Source organism: Pseudomonas sp. C2B4 (assembly GCF_013359695.1).
GTDB lineage: Bacteria > Pseudomonadota > Gammaproteobacteria > Pseudomonadales > Pseudomonadaceae > Aquipseudomonas.
The window spans coordinates 98,289-116,243 of sequence record NZ_JABFMU010000009.1; the positions used below are offsets into that span (position 1 = coordinate 98,289).

Below are 17,955 nucleotides of genomic sequence, written 5' to 3' on the forward strand. Positions count from 1 at the left end.
GTGTTGAAGGTTAATCCGTATTCGCGAGCAGGCTCGCTCCCACAGGGGTAAAGTCGTCGGCGGTATTCAAGGAAGATGGGGGAATTGAACGTGCTTGAGTTGTTGAGCCAATGGCCCTTTGGCGCAGTGGACTGGCTGGTGATCGGGGCCGGCATCGCCCTGGCGTACATCGTGTTCGGCATCGCCGGGTTCGGTACGGCATTGGTGGCCGGGCCGATTCTTATCCTGTTCATACCATTGTCGAAAATCGTGCCATTGCTGGTGCTGCTGGATTTCATCGCGGCGTTCGGCAATCTGCTGCCATCGCGAAAGGATGTGGCGAGGCCGGAGCTGTTGCGGCTGCTGCCTTGCATGGCGGTGGGGTGCACTCTGGGGGTGATTTTCCTCCTGAATCTGAAATCCGATTTGTTACTGCTGTTGATGGGGCTGTTTATCAGTGCCTACGCGATTTACAGCCTGTGGATAAAGACCCGGCCGGCGCAACTGTCCTCCGGTTGGGCGTTGCCGATGGGCACCGTGGGCGGGATGTTCGGTGCGTTGTTTGGCAGTGGTGGTTTTTTGTATGCGATCTATCTGAACAGTCGACTACCCAAGGATGAAGCGCGGGCGACCCAAAGCGCGCTGATCAGTTGCAGCACGGTGGTGCGGTTGAGTCTGTTTGCTGTTGCGGGGGTGTACGCCGAGTTGCCTTTGCTGATGCTGGCGCTGTGCTTGCTGCCGGCCATGGCGCTGGGGCTCTGGGTCGGCCGGCGGTTGACCAGGCGTTTATCGCGCGAGGCCTTTGTGCGGTTGGTGACGTGGTTGGTGTTGGCGAGCGGGATTGCGTTGATTGGGCGCTACATGAGCACCTGAGCACCGAGGGTTTCCATCTGATGGGGACTTCTGTGGCGAGGGGATTTATCCCCGTTGGGCTGCGTAGCGGCCCCAAAAGATGGGACTGCTGCGCAGTCCAACGGGGATAAATCCCCTCGCCACAAACCCTCAATAAAAGCGGCCCAATCCAACAGGCTTCAGTCGTTGTACTGACTCAACAACCGCTCAAGCCGCGCGCTGAGGCGGCGTTTGATTTCGGTTTCGATGTGGGGTGCGAAGTCGTCGATCACGTCTTGCATGATCAATTGCGCGGCGGCGCGCAGTTCGCTGTCGAGGTACAGCAAGGCGTCGGCGTTCTTGCTGGCGCTCGGCGCCGGTTCGGCGGCGGGCTTGGGAGGTGTCGGCTCGACGGTCAGCACAGGTTCGCTGACGGTGTCGAACAGCATGGGAATCTGTTCCTGGTCACCGGTTTCGACCGTGTCGGTCAGCAGCGGCGGTTGCAGGTTTTCATCGCCGAGCAATTGGCGGATCGACTCAAGGTCGTCCAGCAGTTGCGCAGGCTTTTGCAGCGGTTTTGGAGTGTCCATCGGAATGCTCAGAGTCGCTGTAAACGGTGATCTTGCAGAGGATAGCCCTGTTCGCGGTAGAAACGGAAACTCTCCCGCGCGGCCTGGCGGATCACCGGGTCCTCGACCACCACTTCCGCCACGCGGGCGAAGCGTTGGGCAAATGCCGGGATCTTCAGGTCGAGGTTGACCAGCAAATCCTGGTGTTGACCGCAGTCATCGCCAACACCCAGCACGATCAAGCTGTCCGGTTCGCTTTCGGCGGGACCGTGGGGCACGAAGCTTTCGCCCTTGAACGCCCACAGGCGTGCATCGAGATCGTCGCGCTGGGCGGCATCGCTGCAGTGCAGGTAGACGCGGTGGCCCATGCGCCAGGCTTTTTCGGTGAGCTTGCAGGCGAAATCCAGGCGTGCCGAAGGATCGGCGCTGGGCAGGATATAAAAGTCGACTTTGGTCATTGCGGTTCCTGAGCCTTGAACGGCGTCGCCCGCAAGCGACGCCGTCCAGGTTCATCGGTTTCAGGCTTTGGCGCGGTCCAGCAGGTATTGGGTCAGCAGGGGAACCGGACGGCCGGTGGCGCCCTTGTCCTTGCCGCCGCTGGTCCAGGCGGTGCCGGCGATGTCCAGGTGCGCCCAGTTCAGGTTCTTGGTGAAGCGCGACAGGAAGCAGGCAGCGGTGATGGTGCCGGCTTTCGGGCCGCCGATGTTGGCGATGTCGGCGAACGGGCTGTCCAACTGCTCCTGGTACTCATCGAACAGCGGCAGTTGCCAGGCGCGGTCGTCGGCAGCCTTGCCGGCGCTCAGCAGTTGACCGATCAGTTCGTCGTTGTTGCCCAGCAGGCCCGACGTGTGGGAGCCCAGTGCAACCACGCAGGCACCGGTCAGGGTGGCGATGTCGATCACCGCTTGCGGCTTGAAGCGCTCGGAGTAGGTCAGGGCGTCGCACAACACCAGGCGGCCTTCGGCGTCGGTGTTGAGGATTTCCACGGTCTGGCCGCTCATGGTAGTGACGATGTCGCCTGGGCGCGAAGCGTTGCCGCTCGGCATGTTCTCGGCGCAGGCCAGGATGCACACCAGGTTGATCGGCAGCTTCAGTTCAAGCACGGCACGCAGCGTACCGAATACGCTGGCGGCACCGCCCATGTCGTACTTCATTTCATCCATGCCGGCACCCGGCTTGAGGCTGATGCCGCCGGTGTCGAAAGTGATGCCCTTGCCGACCAGTGCGTACGGCTTCTCGGATTTCTTGCCTCCGTTGTATTGCATGACGATCAGGCGCGGCGGCTGGGCGCTGCCCTGGCCGACGGCGTAGAACGAGCCCATGCCCAACGCCTTGATCTTCTTCTCGTCGAGGACTTCGACTTTCAGATCCTTGAATTCCTTGTCGAGGTTTTTCGCCTGCTCACCGAGGAAGGTCGGGTGGCAGATGTTTGGCGGCAGGTTACCCAGGTTGCGGGTGAAGGTCATGCCGTTGGCGATGGCGGTGGCGTGGGTCACGGCGCGTTGCACTTCAGCCTGGGCAGCCTTGATGGTCAGCAGGGTGATTTTCTTCAGGGCACGCGGTTCGGCTTTCTGGCTTTTGAACTGGTCGAACTGATATTCGCCATCCACCAGGGTTTCGGCCAGCAGGCGGGTCTTGCCATAGCTGTCGCGGCCCTTGACCACGATTTCGTCCAGGGCCAGTACCGCATCGCTGCCGCCCAGGCCTTTCAGGGTGTTGAGTACGCCGGCGACGATTTTGCGGAATGGACGGTCGCCCAGTTCTTCGTCCTTGCCAACACCGACCAGCAGCACGCGTTCGGCTTTCAGGTTCGGCAGGCTGTGCAGCAACAGGTTCTGGCCCACTTTGCCGGCCAGGTCACCGCGCTTGAGAACAGCGCTGATGGCGCCACCGCTGAGTTCGTCGAGTTGTTTGGCGGCAGCACCTAGCTTGCGGCCTTCGCCGACGGCGACCACTAGCGTGGCGGTCTTCAACGTTTCCGGGTTAACGCTTTTTACAACCAGTTCCATGTCCGGGTCCCTGAATTGATGGTCAACTCGCAAGCGCTCGACAGTGTTCTGCGTCGCTTGCTTTATAAATAGAGGCGCCAATACCGATCGGCGACGAAGGCCGCAGTTTGAACCTCGCTACCGGCGCCTGACAACCCTCGGGCGTACGATTGTAGGAGCGAGCCTGCTTGCGAAGAACCCGAGACCGCCGCGGGGTTTCAGGCTTTGCGCGTTATCGTTGACGACCATCGCGAGCGAGCTCGCTCCTACAGGCGTTTCCATGCATTGCGCAGTGACAGGCGGACGCAATCACAGGATAATGCGCCATCTTTTTCGGCAGCCCTGCCTTGCGGGCTGTCTGATGTGCTTGCTTGTTTGGCCGCCTTAGCCTGACAACCCTGGAGTGTCTGGTTTGATCGTCTTCCGTTATCTATCCCGCGAAGTCCTGTTGACCTTGAGCGCCGTCAGTGCCGTGTTGCTGGTCATCATCATGAGCGGACGTTTCATCAAGTACCTCGCGCAAGCAGCCTCGGGCCAACTGGATCCGGGTTCGCTGTTCCTGATCATGGGCTTTCGCCTGCCGGGCTTCCTGCAACTGATCCTGCCTCTGGGCCTGTTTCTCGGGATCCTGCTGGCCTACGGTCGCCTGTACCTCGAAAGTGAAATGACCGTGCTCTCGGCCACTGGCATGAGTCAGCAACGCCTGTTTCGCATGACGCTGTTCCCGGCCACACTGGTTGCACTGGTGGTTGCATGGTTGAGCCTGAGCCTGGCGCCACAAGGTGCCAATCAATTCCAGCTGCTGCTGAACAAGCAGGATGCCCTGACCGAGTTCGATACCCTGGAGCCAGGTCGTTTCCAGGCGCTGCGCGACGGTACCCGGGTGACGTATACCGAGCAGTTGTCGGATGACCGCATCAATCTGGGGGGCGTGTTCATTTCGCAAAAGAACGTCAGTTCCGACAAGAAAGACCGCGGGATCTCTGTGCTGGTGGCAGAAAAGGGTCGTCAGGAAATTCGCCCTGACGGCAATCGCTACCTGATTCTCGACAACGGCTACCGTTATGACGGCAATCCGGGGCAAGCCGATTACCGGGCGATCAAGTACGAAGAATACGGCGTACTGCTGCCCAAACCCGATGTCAGTGATGAGGTGACCGATCGCGATGCCATGACCACCGCGTCCTTGCTGGGCAGCGATGACATCCGTTCCCGTACCGAGCTGCAATGGCGACTGTCTCTGCCGCTGCTGGTGTTCATCGTGACCTTGATGGCGGTGCCGCTGTCGCGGGTCAATCCGCGCCAGGGCCGTTTCCTCAAGCTGCTGCCGGCGATTCTTCTGTATATGGCTTACCTGACCATCCTGATTGCCGCTCGCGGCGCCCTCGAAAAGGGCAAGATTCCGCCGGCGCTGGGTCTGTGGTGGGTACACGGGATCTTCCTGGTCATTGGACTGGGCTTGCTCTACTGGGAACCGTTGCGCTTGAAGATGGCGAGTCGCCGCAGCGCGCTGGAGGTGGCCCGTGGTTAAGCTCGACCGCTACATCGGTAGCAGTGTGTTCATGGCGATCCTGGCGGTGCTGGGGATTATTCTCGGCCTGGCGACCTTGTTCGCGTTTATCGACGAGATGGGCGAAGTCAGCGATACCTACACCCTGGTCGATATCCTGAGTTACGTCTTGCTGACCGCGCCGCGCCGGCTGTACGACATGCTGCCCATGGCGGCGCTGATCGGTTGCCTGATCGGTCTCGGCAGCCTGGCTAGCAACAGCGAGCTGACCATCATGCGTGCAGCCGGGGTATCGGTCGGGCGGATCGTCTGGGCGGTGATGAAGCCGATGCTGGTGCTGATGGTGGTGGGGGTGTTGATCGGCGAGTACGTCGCGCCGGCTACGGAAAGCATCGCCCAGGCCAACCGTTCGCTGGCCCAGGGCAGTGGCGATGCGCAAAGCGCCAAGCACGGCCTGTGGCACCGTCAGGGCGACGAGTTCATTCACGTCAACTCCGTGCAACCCAACGGTTTGTTGTACGGCGTGACCCGTTATCGCTTCGATGATCAGCGGCACATGCTGTCGTCGAGCTTCGCCAAGCGTGCAGAGTTCGACAAGGATCACTGGCAGTTGAGCGATGTCACGACCACGGTGTTCCATGAAAAGAGCACCGAAGTGGTCAGCGCTCCGGTCGAGCGCTGGGACGTGGCGTTGAGCCCGCAATTGCTGAGTACGGTGGTCATGGCGCCTGAGTCACTGTCGATCAGTGGCCTGTGGGGGTACATCCACTACCTGGCGGACCAGGGATTGAACAATGGCCGTTACTGGCTGGCATTTTGGGTCAAGGTGTTGCAGCCGCTGGTCACCGCTGCCCTGGTGCTGATGGCGATTTCCTTCATCTTTGGCCCACTGCGCTCCGTGACCCTCGGTCAGCGGGTATTTACCGGTGTGCTGGTGGGGTTCACCTTCCGCATCGCCCAGGATTTGCTCGGGCCTTCGAGCCTGGTGTTCGGTTTCTCGCCGCTGTTTGCGGTCCTGGTGCCGGCCAGTGTTTGTGCCCTGGCCGGCCTCTGGTTGTTGCGTCGCGCCGGTTGAGGGCGGGGTTTTCCCGGTTTTTCGAGTCAAAAAAACGCCCCTGTCGCAAGACCGGGGCGTTTTTGTACGTGCCGTCTGACCTGCGAACGTGACGCTTGCGCCGTGGATCAGGTACAATTCCCGGCTATTTTTCGGCGGGCTATGCCTGCAGCCTTTTTGAGTGTTGATCCGTGAGTGATTTGAGTCATATCCGCAATTTCTCCATCATCGCCCACATTGACCATGGCAAGTCGACGCTGGCCGATCGTTTCATCCAGATGTGCGGCGGCCTGGCCGAGCGTGAAATGGAAGCCCAGGTACTGGACTCCATGGACCTTGAGCGTGAGCGCGGGATCACCATCAAGGCTCACAGCGTTACTCTCTATTACAAAGCCAAAGACGGTATCAACTACCAGCTCAACTTCATTGATACCCCCGGCCACGTTGACTTTACCTACGAAGTCAGCCGCTCGCTGGCGGCCTGTGAAGGTGCGCTTCTGGTGGTCGATGCCGGTCAGGGCGTGGAAGCACAGTCGGTTGCCAACTGCTACACGGCGATCGAGCAGGGCCTGGAAGTGATGCCGGTACTGAACAAGATCGACCTGCCGCAGGCCGATCCGGACCGCGTCAAGGAAGAAATCGAAAAAATCATCGGCATCGATGCCACCGACGCGGTCACTTGCTCTGCCAAGACCGGTCTGGGCGTCGATGAAGTGCTCGAGCGCCTGGTGACCACCATTCCGGCGCCGACCGGTAACATCGAAGATCCGCTGCAAGCGTTGATCATCGACTCCTGGTTCGACAACTACCTGGGCGTTGTGTCCCTGGTGCGTGTGCGCCACGGTCGCGTGAAGAAGGGCGACAAGATCCTGGTCAAGTCCACCGGCAAGATCCACCTGGTGGACAGCGTCGGTGTCTTCAACCCGAAACACACCCCTACCGCCGACCTGAAGGCCGGTGAAGTGGGCTTCATCATCGCCAGCATCAAGGACATTCACGGTGCGCCAGTGGGCGATACCCTGACCTTGAGCGCGACGCCGGACGTCGACGTGCTGCCGGGGTTCAAGCGCATCCAGCCGCAGGTTTACGCCGGCCTGTTCCCGGTCAGCTCCGACGACTTCGAAGACTTCCGCGAGGCGCTGCAAAAGCTCACCCTCAACGACTCGTCGCTGCAATACACGCCGGAAAGCTCCGACGCTCTGGGCTTCGGCTTCCGATGCGGCTTCCTCGGCATGCTGCACATGGAAATCATCCAGGAGCGCCTGGAGCGCGAATACAACCTGGACCTGATCACCACGGCGCCGACGGTAATCTTCGAATTGCTGCTCAAGACCGGTGAGACGATCTACGTCGATAACCCGTCCAAGCTGCCGGACCTGTCGGCCATCGAAGACATGCGCGAGCCGATCGTGCGCGCCAATATCCTTGTGCCGCAAGAGCACCTGGGTAACGTCATTACCCTGTGCATCGAAAAACGTGGCGTACAGGTCGATATGCTGTTCCTCGGCTCCCAGGTACAAGTGACCTATGACCTGCCGATGAACGAAGTGGTGCTGGACTTCTTTGATCGCCTGAAATCCACCAGTCGCGGCTATGCTTCTCTGGACTACCATTTCGATCGTTACCAATCGGCTAGCCTGGTGAAACTGGACGTGCTGATCAACGGTGACAAGGTCGACGCCCTGGCGCTGATCGTTCACCGTGACAACTCGCACTACAAAGGTCGCCAGTTGACCGAGAAGATGAAAGACCTGATTCCGCGGCAGATGTTCGACGTGGCAATCCAGGCCGCCATTGGCGGTCAGATTGTGGCGCGTACAACCGTCAAGGCACTCAGAAAGAACGTATTGGCCAAATGCTACGGCGGTGACGTCAGCCGTAAGAAAAAGCTGCTGGAAAAGCAAAAGGCCGGTAAAAAACGCATGAAACAGGTCGGTAACGTGGAAATTCCACAAGAAGCCTTCCTTGCCGTGCTCAGGTTGGATAGTTAGGTCCTATGTCACTAAATTTCCCGCTGTTGCTGGTCATCGCCGTGTTCGTCTGCGGCCTGTTGGCGTTGCTTGATGTGCTGTTCCTGGCGCCGCGTCGGCGGGCCGCCATTGCCTCCTATGAGGGCAGCGTCAGCCAGCCCGATATGGTGGTGGTCGAAAAGCTGAACAAGGAGCCGCTGCTTGTCGAGTACGGCAAGTCGTTCTTCCCGGTGCTGTTCATCGTGCTGGTGCTGCGTTCGTTTCTGGTGGAGCCGTTCCAGATCCCGTCCGGCTCGATGAAACCGACCCTGGATGTTGGCGACTTCATTCTGGTGAGCAAGTTTTCCTACGGAATCCGCTTGCCGGTGATCGACAAGAAGATCATCGAGGTTGGTGAGCCACAACGCGGCGATGTGATGGTGTTCCGTTATCCGAGCGACCCGAACGTCAACTACATCAAGCGTGTCGTTGGCCTGCCGGGCGATCAGGTTCGTTACACCGCCGACAAGCGCCTGTTCGTCAACGGTGAGTCGATCGCCGAGCAACTGGTCGGTTCCGAGCCGGGCACATTGGGCAGCGCCGAGCTCTACAAGGAAAAACTCGGTGTCGCCGAGCACCTGATCCGCAAGGAAATGAGTCGCTACCGCGCCACGCCGGACCGTACCTGGACCGTGCCAGCCGGGCACTACTTCATGATGGGCGACAACCGCGACAACTCGAACGACAGTCGCTACTGGGATGATCCGAGCATTCCCAAGGATCTGCTGGGCATGGTTCCCGACAAGAATATCGTCGGCAAGGCCTTTGCAGTCTGGATGAGCTGGCCGGAACCCAAACTCAGTCACCTGCCGAATTTCTCGCGGGTTGGCCTGATCCAGTAATCAAACACGGCGCTGTTGAACACAGCGCCGAATGCATTTCTGGAGCCGGTACATTGGGCACCAGAAGCATGAAGCCAACGATATTCAGGACGTTATTTTTGAACACAGCGTTAATTGTCCCAAGCCTGCGCCAACTTCCGGCGATGGCGGTGGAATCCAACCACGAACTCAGCGTGGGTAAACCGTGAGCGTCTCCTTAAGCCGTCTCGAGCGTCAGCTCGGCTACACCTTCAAGGATCAGGAACTGATGGTCCTGGCCCTCACTCACCGCAGTTTTGCCGGGCGTAACAACGAGCGCCTGGAATTCCTCGGTGACGCCATCCTCAACTTCGTCGCCGGCGAGGCGCTGTTCGATCGCTTTCCGTTGGCCCGCGAAGGTCAGTTGTCGCGTTTGCGCGCGCGCCTGGTCAAAGGTGAGACCCTGGCCGTGCTGGCCCGTGGTTTCGATCTGGGCGAATACCTGCGCCTGGGCTCGGGTGAGCTGAAAAGCGGCGGTTTTCGTCGCGAGTCGATTCTGGCCGATGCCCTGGAGGCATTGATTGGTGCAATCTACCTGGACGCCGGCATGGAAGTGGCGCGCGAGCGCGTACTGGCCTGGCTGGCTGGCGAGTTCGAAGGCCTGACACTGGTCGACACCAACAAGGATCCGAAAACCCGCCTGCAGGAATTTCTGCAGTCCCGTGGTTGCGAGCTGCCGCGTTACGAAGTGGTGGATATCCAGGGTGAACCGCATTGCCGGACGTTCTTCGTCGAATGCGAAATCATCTTACTGAATGAAAAAAGCCGAGGTCAGGGTGTGAGTCGTCGTATTGCCGAACAGGTAGCGGCCGCCGCAGCACTGATTGCCCTGGGTGTGGAGAATGGCAATGACTGATACAAACGCAACTCGCTGTGGCTATGTTGCCATCGTCGGCCGTCCGAACGTGGGCAAGTCCACGTTGCTGAACCACATTCTGGGTCAGAAGCTGGCGATCACTTCGCGCAAGCCGCAAACCACCCGCCACAACATGCTCGGCATCAAAACCGAAGGCGACGTGCAGGCGATCTACGTCGACACGCCCGGCATGCACAAGGGTGGCGAGAAGGCCCTCAACCGCTACATGAACAAGACCGCTTCGGCGGCGTTGAAAGACGTCGATGTGGTGATCTTCGTGGTGGACCGCACCAAGTGGACCGAAGAGGACCAGATGGTCCTGGAGCGCGTGCAATACGTGACTGGCCCGCTGATCGTGGCGCTGAACAAGACCGACCGCATCGAGGACAAGGCCGAGCTGATGCCGCACCTGTCCTGGTTGCAGGAACAACTGCCGAACGCGCAGATCATCCCTATTTCGGCTCAGCACGGGCACAACCTCGATGCGCTTGAGCGAGTGATTGCCGAACACCTGCCGGAAAACGATCACTTCTTCCCGGAAGACCAGATCACCGACCGCAGCAGCCGCTTCCTGGCGGCTGAACTGGTGCGTGAAAAAATCATGCGTCAGATGGGCGCCGAGCTGCCTTACCAGATCACCGTCGAAATCGAAGAGTTCAAGCAGCAGGGGAAAACCCTGCACATTCATGCGTTGATCCTCGTCGAACGTGACGGTCAGAAGAAAATCATCATTGGCGACAAGGGCGAGCGCATCAAGCGCATCGGCACCGAAGCGCGCAAGGACATGGAGCTGCTGTTCGACTCCAAGATCATGCTTAACCTGTGGGTGAAGGTTAAGGGTGGCTGGTCCGATGACGAGCGTGCGCTGCGTTCGTTGGGTTACGGCGACCTGTAAGCCAACATCGATCTACTGTGGGAGCGAGCCTGCTCGCGAAGAGGATGTAACATTCAGCATTGATGTTGACTGTCACACCGCTTTCGCGAGCAGGCTCGCTCCCACAGTGGTTTTTGGCTGCTTGTAACACTGCATCTGTCACTGAGAGCTCCATGTCCCAGCCAATCGGCCAACCCGCCTACGTCCTCCACTCCCGCGCCTACCGCGAAAGCAGCGCGTTGGTGGACTTCCTGACACCGCAGGGCCGGTTGCGGGCGGTGCTGCGCAGTGCGCGTGGCAAGGCCGGGACGTTGGCACGGCCGTTTGTACCGCTGGAAGTCGAGTTCCGTGGGCGTGGCGAACTGAAGAATGTCGGGCGCATGGAAAGTGCCGGCGTATCCACCTGGCTCAATGGCGAGGCGCTGTTCAGTGGCCTCTACCTCAATGAGCTATTGATTCGCCTGTTGCCCGCCGAAGACCCTCATCCCGGTGTGTTCGATCATTACGCCGCAACGTTGCTGGCCCTGGCCGAAGGGCGACCGTTGGAACCCTTGCTGCGCTCATTCGAATGGCGTTTGCTCGATGACCTCGGCTACGGCTTTGCCCTCAATGCGGATATTCATGGCGAGCCCATCGCCCCGGACGGTCTCTACCGCTTGCAAGTGGATGCCGGGCTGGAGCGGGTTTATCTGCTGCAGCCGGGGTTGTTCAATGGCGTCGAGCTGTTGGCGATGGCGGAAGCCGACTGGTCCGCACCCGGTGCGTTGTCCGCTGCCAAGCGACTGATGCGTCAGGCGCTGGCCGTTCACTTGGGTGGACGTCCTCTGGTTTCTCGAGAGTTGTTTCGAAAGCCGTAAATTCCCCGTGTATGCTGTGCACCGAACTTTCCCTTCTTCTGGAGCGCTTCCGTGACCACCAGCACCCGCATTCTTCTTGGCGTGAACATCGACCACGTTGCCACCCTGCGTCAGGCCCGGGGCACTCGCTACCCGGACCCGGTCAAGGCGGCACTGGATGCGGAAGAGGCGGGCGCCGACGGCATCACCGTGCACCTGCGTGAAGACCGTCGGCATATCCAGGAACGCGACGTGCTGCTGCTCAAGGACGTGCTGCAAACCCGCATGAACTTTGAAATGGGCGTCACCGAAGAAATGATGGCGTTCGCCGAACGTATCCGTCCGGCGCATATTTGCCTGGTGCCGGAAACCCGCCAGGAGCTGACCACCGAAGGCGGCCTGGACGTGGCTGGGCAGGAGGCGCGGATCAAGGCAGCGGTAGAGCGTCTGTCGAAGATCGGCGCTGAAGTGTCGCTGTTCATCGATGCCGACGAGCGGCAGATCGAAGCCTCTCGCCGTGTCGGCGCGCCAGCCATCGAGCTGCACACCGGTCGTTACGCTGACGCCGAGACGCCGACCGAAGTGGCCGAAGAACTCAAGCGTGTCGCCGATGGCGTGGCATTCGGCCTGGGGCAGGGTCTGATCGTCAATGCCGGTCACGGCCTGCACTATCACAACGTCGAGGCTGTGGCGGCGATCAAGGGCATCAACGAACTGAACATCGGCCACGCGCTGGTGGCTCATGCGTTGTTCGTCGGCTTCAAGTCGGCTGTTTCGGAGATGAAAGCGCTGATTCTGGCGGCTGCGAAAGCTTAAAAGACACACATAAACCACTGTGGGAGCGAGCCTGCTCGCGAAAGCGGGGTATCAGTCGACATCAACTTTGACTGATGCACCGCATTCGCGAGCAGGCTCGCTCCCACAGTTTTGATGGGCCAAGGCTTTAAAGCGGAGCCGGCTCCTGAGCGGGCTTGGTCTTGTCGATCCCCGGCACGTGCAGGTTGCCTTCAGCCACTTGATCGCCTTCAAGCTGCGGCTGCGTGACCCAGGTCAGGATGTCGTAGTAGCGACGGATGTTCGCCACGAAATGCACAGGTTCGCCGCCACGGGCGTAGCCGTAACGGGTTTTGCTGTACCACTTCTTCTCCGATAGGCGTGGCAGGATCTTCTTTACGTCCAGCCACTTGTCCGGATTCAGCCCTTCCTTGGCCGCCAGTTTGCGCGCGTCATCCAGATGGCCGCTGCCGACGTTGTAGGCCGCCAGGGCAAACCAGGTGCGATCCGGTTCCTGGATCGACTCGTCCAGCTGATCCTTCATGTAGGCCAGGTACTTGGCGCCGCCCATGATGCTCTGCTTGGGGTCGAGGCGGTTGGAAACGCCCATGGCCTGCGCGGTGTTCTGGGTCAGCATCATCAGGCCGCGCACGCCGGTCTTGGAGGTCACGGCCGGTTGCCACAGGGATTCCTGATAACCGACGGCTGCCAGCAGGCGCCAGTCGACTTTCTCTTTTTTGGCATACGCCTTGAAGTGCTGTTCGTACTTGGGCAGGCGTTGCTGCAGGTGTTGGGCGAAGGTCGTGGCGCCCATGTAGCCGAGGACGTCGACGTGCCCGTAATAGCGGTCTTTGAGGCGCTGCAAAGTGCCGTTTTTCTTGACCTTGTCGAGGTAATCGTTGATTTCGTTGAGCAGGCTGTTGTCATCGCCCGCCGCCACCGCCCAGCTCTGATTGTTGGCGTCGCCCAGATCGAAGGCTACCCGGATGTTGGTGAAATACACCTGGTTCATCGCGACTTCGTTGGAGTCCACCAGGGTCAGGTCGATCTGACCTTCGTCCACCATGCGCAGGAGGTCGACGACCTCGACCGCGTCGGACTCTTCGTATTCGATGCCGGGAAATTTCTGTTTCAGCTGCGCCAGTTGCTCGGCGTGGGTGCTGCCCTTGAGCACCATGATCTTCTTGCCCACCAGATCCTTCGCGTCGGTAGGACGGGACTGGCCGTTGCGATAGATGACCTGCGGCGTGACTTCCAGATAGGGGTGGGAAAACCGCACCTGCTTCTTGCGTTCTTCGCTGCTGACCAGGCCGGCAGCCGCCAGCACGGGGCCGTTCTGCTTGCCCACCTGATTGAACAGGTCGTCGAGGTTGTCGGCGGTCTCGATCTTCAGTTCGACCCCCAGATCGTCGGCGAAGCGCTTCACCAGCTCGTATTCGAAGCCGGTTTCACCGTTGCGATCCTGAAAGTAGGTGGCGGGGCTGTTTCGGGTGACCACCCGCAGCACACCATCCTCCTTTACGCGCTCGAGGGTGTTGGGTTTATCAACACAGCCACTGAGCACCAGGAAGAGTCCGGTTGCGATCAGCCATTTGGCGTATCGCGGACGCAAAGCCGTTGGGGAAAACATTTGCGCAGTATACGCAAAGGACCACGAGCGCCATATCTCGACAGCAAAGGGCTAGTCTGCTAGAGATCACAAAACCGGTCGAAACCCCGCAGGAATGGGTCTTGTCGGCGTTTTGTCACGGTAAAAATAAGCTGTGTTCCCACACCCCATTAACCTGACTTTCGAGGCAGAAACACAGATCGGCACCCGAGTGCAACCGTGCGTAGCGTTTCGGGTGATGTCGCGAGCTGTTTAGGCTAGAATGCACGGCCTCAAAGCACACCCCTTCCCGAGGCTGTCCCGAAGATGTTGATCCTGCGCGGCGCTCCTGCCCTTTCTGCCTTTCGCCACAGCAAACTCCTTGAGCAACTGAGCCAGAAGGTCCCGGCTGTCAGTGGCTTGTATGCTGAATTCGCTCACTTCGCCGAAGTTACCGGCGTCCTGACCGGCGACGAACAGCAGGTGCTCGCGCGCCTTCTGAAATACGGTCCAAGCGTTCCGGTCCAGGAACCGACCGGTCGTCTGTTCCTGGTGCTGCCACGTTTCGGCACCATCTCGCCCTGGTCGAGCAAGGCCAGCGACATCGCTCGCAATTGCGGCCTGACCAAGATCCAGCGTCTGGAACGCGGTATTGCCTTTTATGTAGCCGGCCAGTTCAGCGACGCTGACGCACAGTTGATCGCCGACGTACTGCACGACCGCATGACCCAGATCGTCCTGGGCAACCTCGAACAAGCCGCCGGCCTGTTCAGCCACGCCGAACCCAAGCCCCTGACCGCCATCGACCTGTTGGGCGGCGGCCGCGCCGCGCTGGAAAAAGCCAACACCGAGCTGGGCCTGGCCCTGGCCGAAGACGAGATCGACTATCTGGTCAACGCCTTCGTCGGCTTGAAGCGCAACCCGCATGACATCGAACTGATGATGTTCGCCCAGGCGAACTCTGAGCACTGCCGTCACAAGATCTTCAACGCCAGTTGGGACATCGACGGCGAGAGCCAGGAAAAAAGCCTGTTCGGCATGATCAAGAACACCTACCAGATGCACAACGAAGGCGTTCTGTCGGCTTACAAGGACAACGCCTCGGTGATCGTCGGTTCCGTGGCCGGTCGCTTCTTCCCGGACCCTGAGACCCGCCAGTACGGCGCGGTGCAGGAGCCGGTACACATCCTGATGAAGGTTGAAACCCACAACCACCCGACCGCCATTGCCCCGTTCCCGGGCGCGTCCACCGGTTCCGGCGGCGAGATCCGTGACGAAGGTGCAACCGGTCGTGGCGCCAAGCCAAAAGCAGGCCTGACCGGTTTCACCGTGTCCAACCTGCAGATCCCGGGTTTCGAACAGCCGTGGGAAGTGCCGTACGGCAAGCCTGAGCGCATCGTTACCGCGCTGGACATCATGATCGAAGGCCCGCTGGGCGGCGCTGCGTTCAACAACGAATTCGGCCGTCCGGCGCTGACCGGTTACTTCCGTACCTTCGAACAATCCATCACCACCCCGCACGGTGATGAAGTTCGCGGTTACCACAAGCCGATCATGCTGGCTGGCGGCATGGGCAACATCCGTGAAGAACACGTCAAGAAAGGCGAGATCGTCGTTGGCTCCAAGCTGATCGTGCTCGGCGGCCCGGCAATGCTGATCGGCCTGGGCGGCGGTGCGGCTTCCTCCATGGCCACCGGCACCAGCTCGGCAGACCTGGACTTCGCTTCGGTACAGCGCGAAAACCCTGAAATGGAACGTCGCTGCCAGGAAGTCATCGACCGTTGCTGGCAGTTGGGTGACAAGAACCCGATCAGCTTCATCCACGACGTGGGTGCGGGCGGTCTGTCCAACGCCTTTCCGGAACTGGTCAACGACGGCGACCGTGGTGGCCGTTTCGAACTGCGCAACATTCCAAACGACGAGCCGGGCATGGCCCCGCACGAAATCTGGAGTAACGAATCCCAGGAGCGTTACGTTCTGGCGGTCGGCCCGGCTGACTTCGAGCGCTTCAAGGCGATCTGCGAACGCGAGCGCTGCCCGTTCGCCGTGGTCGGCGAAGCCACTGCCGAACCGCAACTGACCGTCACCGACAGCCACTTCGGCAACAGCCCTGTGGACATGCCGCTGGAAGTGCTGCTGGGCAAGGCCCCGCGCATGCACCGTTCGGTGGTGCGTGAAGCCGAGCTGGGCGATGACTTCGATCCGTCGACCCTGAACATTGCCGATTGCGTCGAGCGTGTTCTGCATCACCCGGCCGTCGCGAGCAAAAGCTTCCTGATCACCATCGGCGACCGCACCATCACCGGCCTCGTGGCCCGTGACCAAATGGTCGGCCCGTGGCAGGTTCCGGTGGCCGACGTTGCCGTCACCGCCACCAGCTTCGACGTCTACACCGGTGAAGCCATGGCCATGGGCGAGCGTACGCCGCTGGCGCTGCTGGACGCTCCGGCGTCGGGCCGCATGGCCATCGGCGAAACCCTGACCAACATCGCGGCTTCGCGCATCGGCAAGATCTCCGACATCAAGCTGTCGGCGAACTGGATGTCCGCTGCCGGTCACCCGGGTGAAGATGCACGCCTGTACGACACCGTGAAAGCGGTCGGCATGGAATTGTGCCCTGAGCTGGGCATCACCATTCCGGTGGGCAAGGACTCGATGTCCATGGCCACCCGCTGGAACGATGAAGGTGTGGACAAATCCGTCACGTCGCCAATGTCCCTGATCGTGACCGGTTTCGCGCCAGTGACTGACATCCGTCAGACCCTGACCCCGCAACTGCGCATGGACAAGGGCACCACCGACCTGATCCTGATCGACCTCGGTCGTGGCCAGAACCGCATGGGCGCCTCGATCCTGGCACAGGTCCACGGCAAGCTCGGCAAGCAGGCACCGGACGTCGATGACGCCGAAGACCTGAAAGCCTTCTTCGCCGTGATCCAGGGCCTCAACGCCGACGGTCACCTGTTGGCTTACCATGACCGTTCCGACGGTGGTCTGCTGACCTCCGTGGTGGAAATGGCCTTTGCCGGCCACTGCGGTCTGAGCCTGAATCTGGACAGCGTCGCCGCATCCTCGGCGGAAATCGCTGCAATCCTGTTCAACGAAGAACTGGGCGCCGTGATCCAGGTTCGCCAGGACGCCACCCCGGACATCCTCGCGCAGTTCAGCGCGGCCGGTCTGGGCGATTGCGTGTCGGTGATCGGTCAGCCGATCAACAATGGCGAGATCAGCATCACTTTCAATGGCGACACCGTGTTCGAAGGCCAGCGTCGTCTGCTGCAACGTCAGTGGGCTGAAACCAGCTACCAGATCCAGCGTCTGCGCGACAACGCCGATTGCGCCGAACAGGAATTCGACGTGTTGCTGGAAGAAGACAACCCGGGCCTGAGCGTCAAGCTCAGCTACGACGTCAACCAGGACATCGCCGCGCCTTACATCAAGAAAGGCATTCGCCCACAGGTTGCCGTGCTGCGCGAGCAGGGCGTCAACGGTCAGGTGGAAATGGCGGCGGCGTTCGACCGTGCCGGTTTCAACGCGATCGACGTGCACATGAGCGACATTCTGGCCGGCCGTGTCGACCTGAACGAGTTCAAGGGCCTGGTCGCTTGCGGCGGTTTCTCCTACGGCGACGTACTGGGTGCCGGTGAAGGCTGGGCCAAGTCGGCCCTGTTCAACAGCCGTGCCCGCGATGCGTTCCAGGGCTTCTTCGAACGTACCGACAGCTTCACCCTCGGCGTGTGCAACGGTTGCCAGATGATGTCGAACCTGCACGAGTTGATCCCGGGCAGCGAGTTCTGGCCGCACTTCGTGCGTAACCGCTCCGAGCAGTTCGAAGCGCGCGTGGCGATGGTGCAGATCCAGGAGTCGAACTCGATCTTCCTGCAAGGCATGGCCGGTTCGCGTATGCCGATCGCCATCGCACACGGTGAAGGTCACGCCGAATTCGCCAGCGAAGAAGCGTTGCTGGAAGCCGATCTGTCCGGTTGCGTGGCGATGCGTTTCGTCGACAACCACGGCAAGGTCACTGAAAAGTACCCGGCCAACCCGAACGGCTCGCCGCGCGGGATCACCGGTTTGACCAGCCGCGACGGTCGCGTGACCATCATGATGCCGCACCCGGAGCGCGTGTTCCGCGCCGTGCAGAACTCGTGGCGTTCGGAAGACTGGAACGAAGACGCACCTTGGATGCGTATGTTCCGTAATGCTCGCGTCTGGGTGAACTAAGAG

General features: G+C 60.4%; 14 protein-coding genes. 10 read left to right on the forward strand and 4 right to left on the reverse strand.

Annotation, left to right across the window (positions count from 1 at the left end; translation table 11 throughout):
* Positions 1 to 84 precede the first annotated feature (84 nt).
* On the forward strand, positions 85 to 852 hold the full coding sequence (locus tag HNQ83_RS09595; protein WP_175388719.1) for a sulfite exporter TauE/SafE family protein: 768 nt from the start codon (positions 85 to 87) through the stop codon (positions 850 to 852).
* A gap of 158 nt (positions 853 to 1,010) precedes the next feature.
* Here the strand turns inward: HNQ83_RS09595 and HNQ83_RS09600 are convergent, their stop codons facing one another.
* Genes HNQ83_RS09600 through HNQ83_RS09610 form a run of 3 tightly spaced genes read right to left on the reverse strand, consistent with a single transcriptional unit; the run spans position 1,011 to position 3,388 of the window.
* The gene (locus HNQ83_RS09600) at positions 1,011 to 1,400 is read right to left on the reverse strand and encodes a DNA polymerase III subunit chi (RefSeq protein WP_175388720.1); all 390 of its coding nucleotides are present in this window, start codon (positions 1,398 to 1,400) and stop codon (positions 1,011 to 1,013) included.
* An 8-nt stretch (positions 1,401 to 1,408) separates the two neighbouring features.
* Positions 1,409 to 1,837, reverse strand: a complete 429-nt coding sequence (locus tag HNQ83_RS09605) for a DNA polymerase III subunit chi (protein ID WP_175388721.1) — start codon at positions 1,835 to 1,837, stop codon at positions 1,409 to 1,411.
* Between the two features lie 60 nt (positions 1,838 to 1,897).
* Positions 1,898 to 3,388, reverse strand: coding sequence for a leucyl aminopeptidase (locus HNQ83_RS09610; protein WP_175388722.1), 1,491 nt, complete (start codon positions 3,386 to 3,388; stop codon positions 1,898 to 1,900).
* Between the two features lie 391 nt (positions 3,389 to 3,779).
* On the opposite strand from HNQ83_RS09610, the gene lptF reads away from it, so the two are divergent.
* The 8 genes from lptF (at position 3,780) to pdxJ (ending at position 12,182) form a co-directional block, all read left to right on the forward strand.
* Positions 3,780 to 4,898: an LPS export ABC transporter permease LptF gene (gene lptF / locus HNQ83_RS09615; RefSeq protein WP_175388723.1), complete on the forward strand. Its 1,119-nt coding sequence runs from the start codon at positions 3,780 to 3,782 to the stop codon at positions 4,896 to 4,898.
* Positions 4,891 to 5,952, forward strand: coding sequence for an LPS export ABC transporter permease LptG (lptG, locus tag HNQ83_RS09620; protein WP_175388724.1), 1,062 nt, complete (start codon positions 4,891 to 4,893; stop codon positions 5,950 to 5,952). Before lptF ends, lptG begins: the two co-directional genes overlap by 8 nt.
* 170 nt (positions 5,953 to 6,122) lie before the next feature.
* Entirely contained in the window at positions 6,123 to 7,922 is a 1,800-nt protein-coding gene (gene lepA / locus HNQ83_RS09625; protein ID WP_175388725.1) for a translation elongation factor 4, read from the forward strand.
* 5 nt (positions 7,923 to 7,927) lie between these two features.
* Complete coding sequence (gene lepB, locus HNQ83_RS09630) at positions 7,928 to 8,782, forward strand: signal peptidase I (RefSeq protein WP_175388726.1); 855 nt, start codon at positions 7,928 to 7,930, stop codon at positions 8,780 to 8,782.
* 184 nt (positions 8,783 to 8,966) lie between these two features.
* Positions 8,967 to 9,656, forward strand: a complete 690-nt coding sequence (gene rnc / locus HNQ83_RS09635) for a ribonuclease III (RefSeq protein WP_018927089.1) — start codon at positions 8,967 to 8,969, stop codon at positions 9,654 to 9,656.
* Positions 9,649 to 10,551 (forward strand): GTPase Era, encoded by a 903-nt coding sequence (era, locus tag HNQ83_RS09640; RefSeq protein ID WP_007973959.1) that lies wholly within the window; start codon positions 9,649 to 9,651, stop codon positions 10,549 to 10,551. Before rnc ends, era begins: the two co-directional genes overlap by 8 nt.
* 152 nt (positions 10,552 to 10,703) lie before the next feature.
* Positions 10,704 to 11,387, forward strand: a complete 684-nt coding sequence (gene recO, locus HNQ83_RS09645; protein ID WP_175388727.1) for a DNA repair protein RecO — start codon at positions 10,704 to 10,706, stop codon at positions 11,385 to 11,387.
* A 51-nt stretch (positions 11,388 to 11,438) separates the two neighbouring features.
* Entirely contained in the window at positions 11,439 to 12,182 is a 744-nt protein-coding gene (gene pdxJ / locus HNQ83_RS09650) for a pyridoxine 5'-phosphate synthase (protein ID WP_175388728.1), read from the forward strand.
* Positions 12,183 to 12,309: 127 nt separating this feature from the next.
* Here pdxJ and mltF read toward each other — a convergent pair whose 3' ends face one another.
* Positions 12,310 to 13,770: a membrane-bound lytic murein transglycosylase MltF gene (gene mltF / locus HNQ83_RS09655; RefSeq protein ID WP_175388729.1), complete on the reverse strand. Its 1,461-nt coding sequence runs from the start codon at positions 13,768 to 13,770 to the stop codon at positions 12,310 to 12,312.
* Between the two features lie 285 nt (positions 13,771 to 14,055).
* Between mltF and purL the strand changes: the two genes are divergently transcribed.
* Positions 14,056 to 17,952: a phosphoribosylformylglycinamidine synthase gene (purL, locus tag HNQ83_RS09660; RefSeq protein WP_175388730.1), complete on the forward strand. Its 3,897-nt coding sequence runs from the start codon at positions 14,056 to 14,058 to the stop codon at positions 17,950 to 17,952.
* The last annotated feature ends 3 nt before the right edge of the window (positions 17,953 to 17,955 follow it).

What these genes read in the sequence shown, in the direction of transcription:
- mltF (WP_175388729.1), bottom strand. Translation starts at nt 13,770, where the DNA reads ATGTTTTCCCCAACGGCTTTGCGTCCGCGATACGCCAAATGGCTGATC.
- lepB (WP_175388726.1), top strand. Translation starts at nt 7,928, where the DNA reads ATGTCACTAAATTTCCCGCTGTTGCTGGTCATCGCCGTGTTCGTCTGC.
- HNQ83_RS09605 (WP_175388721.1), bottom strand. Translation starts at nt 1,837, where the DNA reads ATGACCAAAGTCGACTTTTATATCCTGCCCAGCGCCGATCCTTCGGCA.
- recO (WP_175388727.1), top strand. Translation starts at nt 10,704, where the DNA reads ATGTCCCAGCCAATCGGCCAACCCGCCTACGTCCTCCACTCCCGCGCC.
- era (WP_007973959.1), top strand. Translation starts at nt 9,649, where the DNA reads ATGACTGATACAAACGCAACTCGCTGTGGCTATGTTGCCATCGTCGGC.
- HNQ83_RS09600 (WP_175388720.1), bottom strand. Translation starts at nt 1,400, where the DNA reads ATGGACACTCCAAAACCGCTGCAAAAGCCTGCGCAACTGCTGGACGAC.
- HNQ83_RS09610 (WP_175388722.1), bottom strand. Translation starts at nt 3,388, where the DNA reads ATGGAACTGGTTGTAAAAAGCGTTAACCCGGAAACGTTGAAGACCGCC.
- purL (WP_175388730.1), top strand. Translation starts at nt 14,056, where the DNA reads ATGTTGATCCTGCGCGGCGCTCCTGCCCTTTCTGCCTTTCGCCACAGC.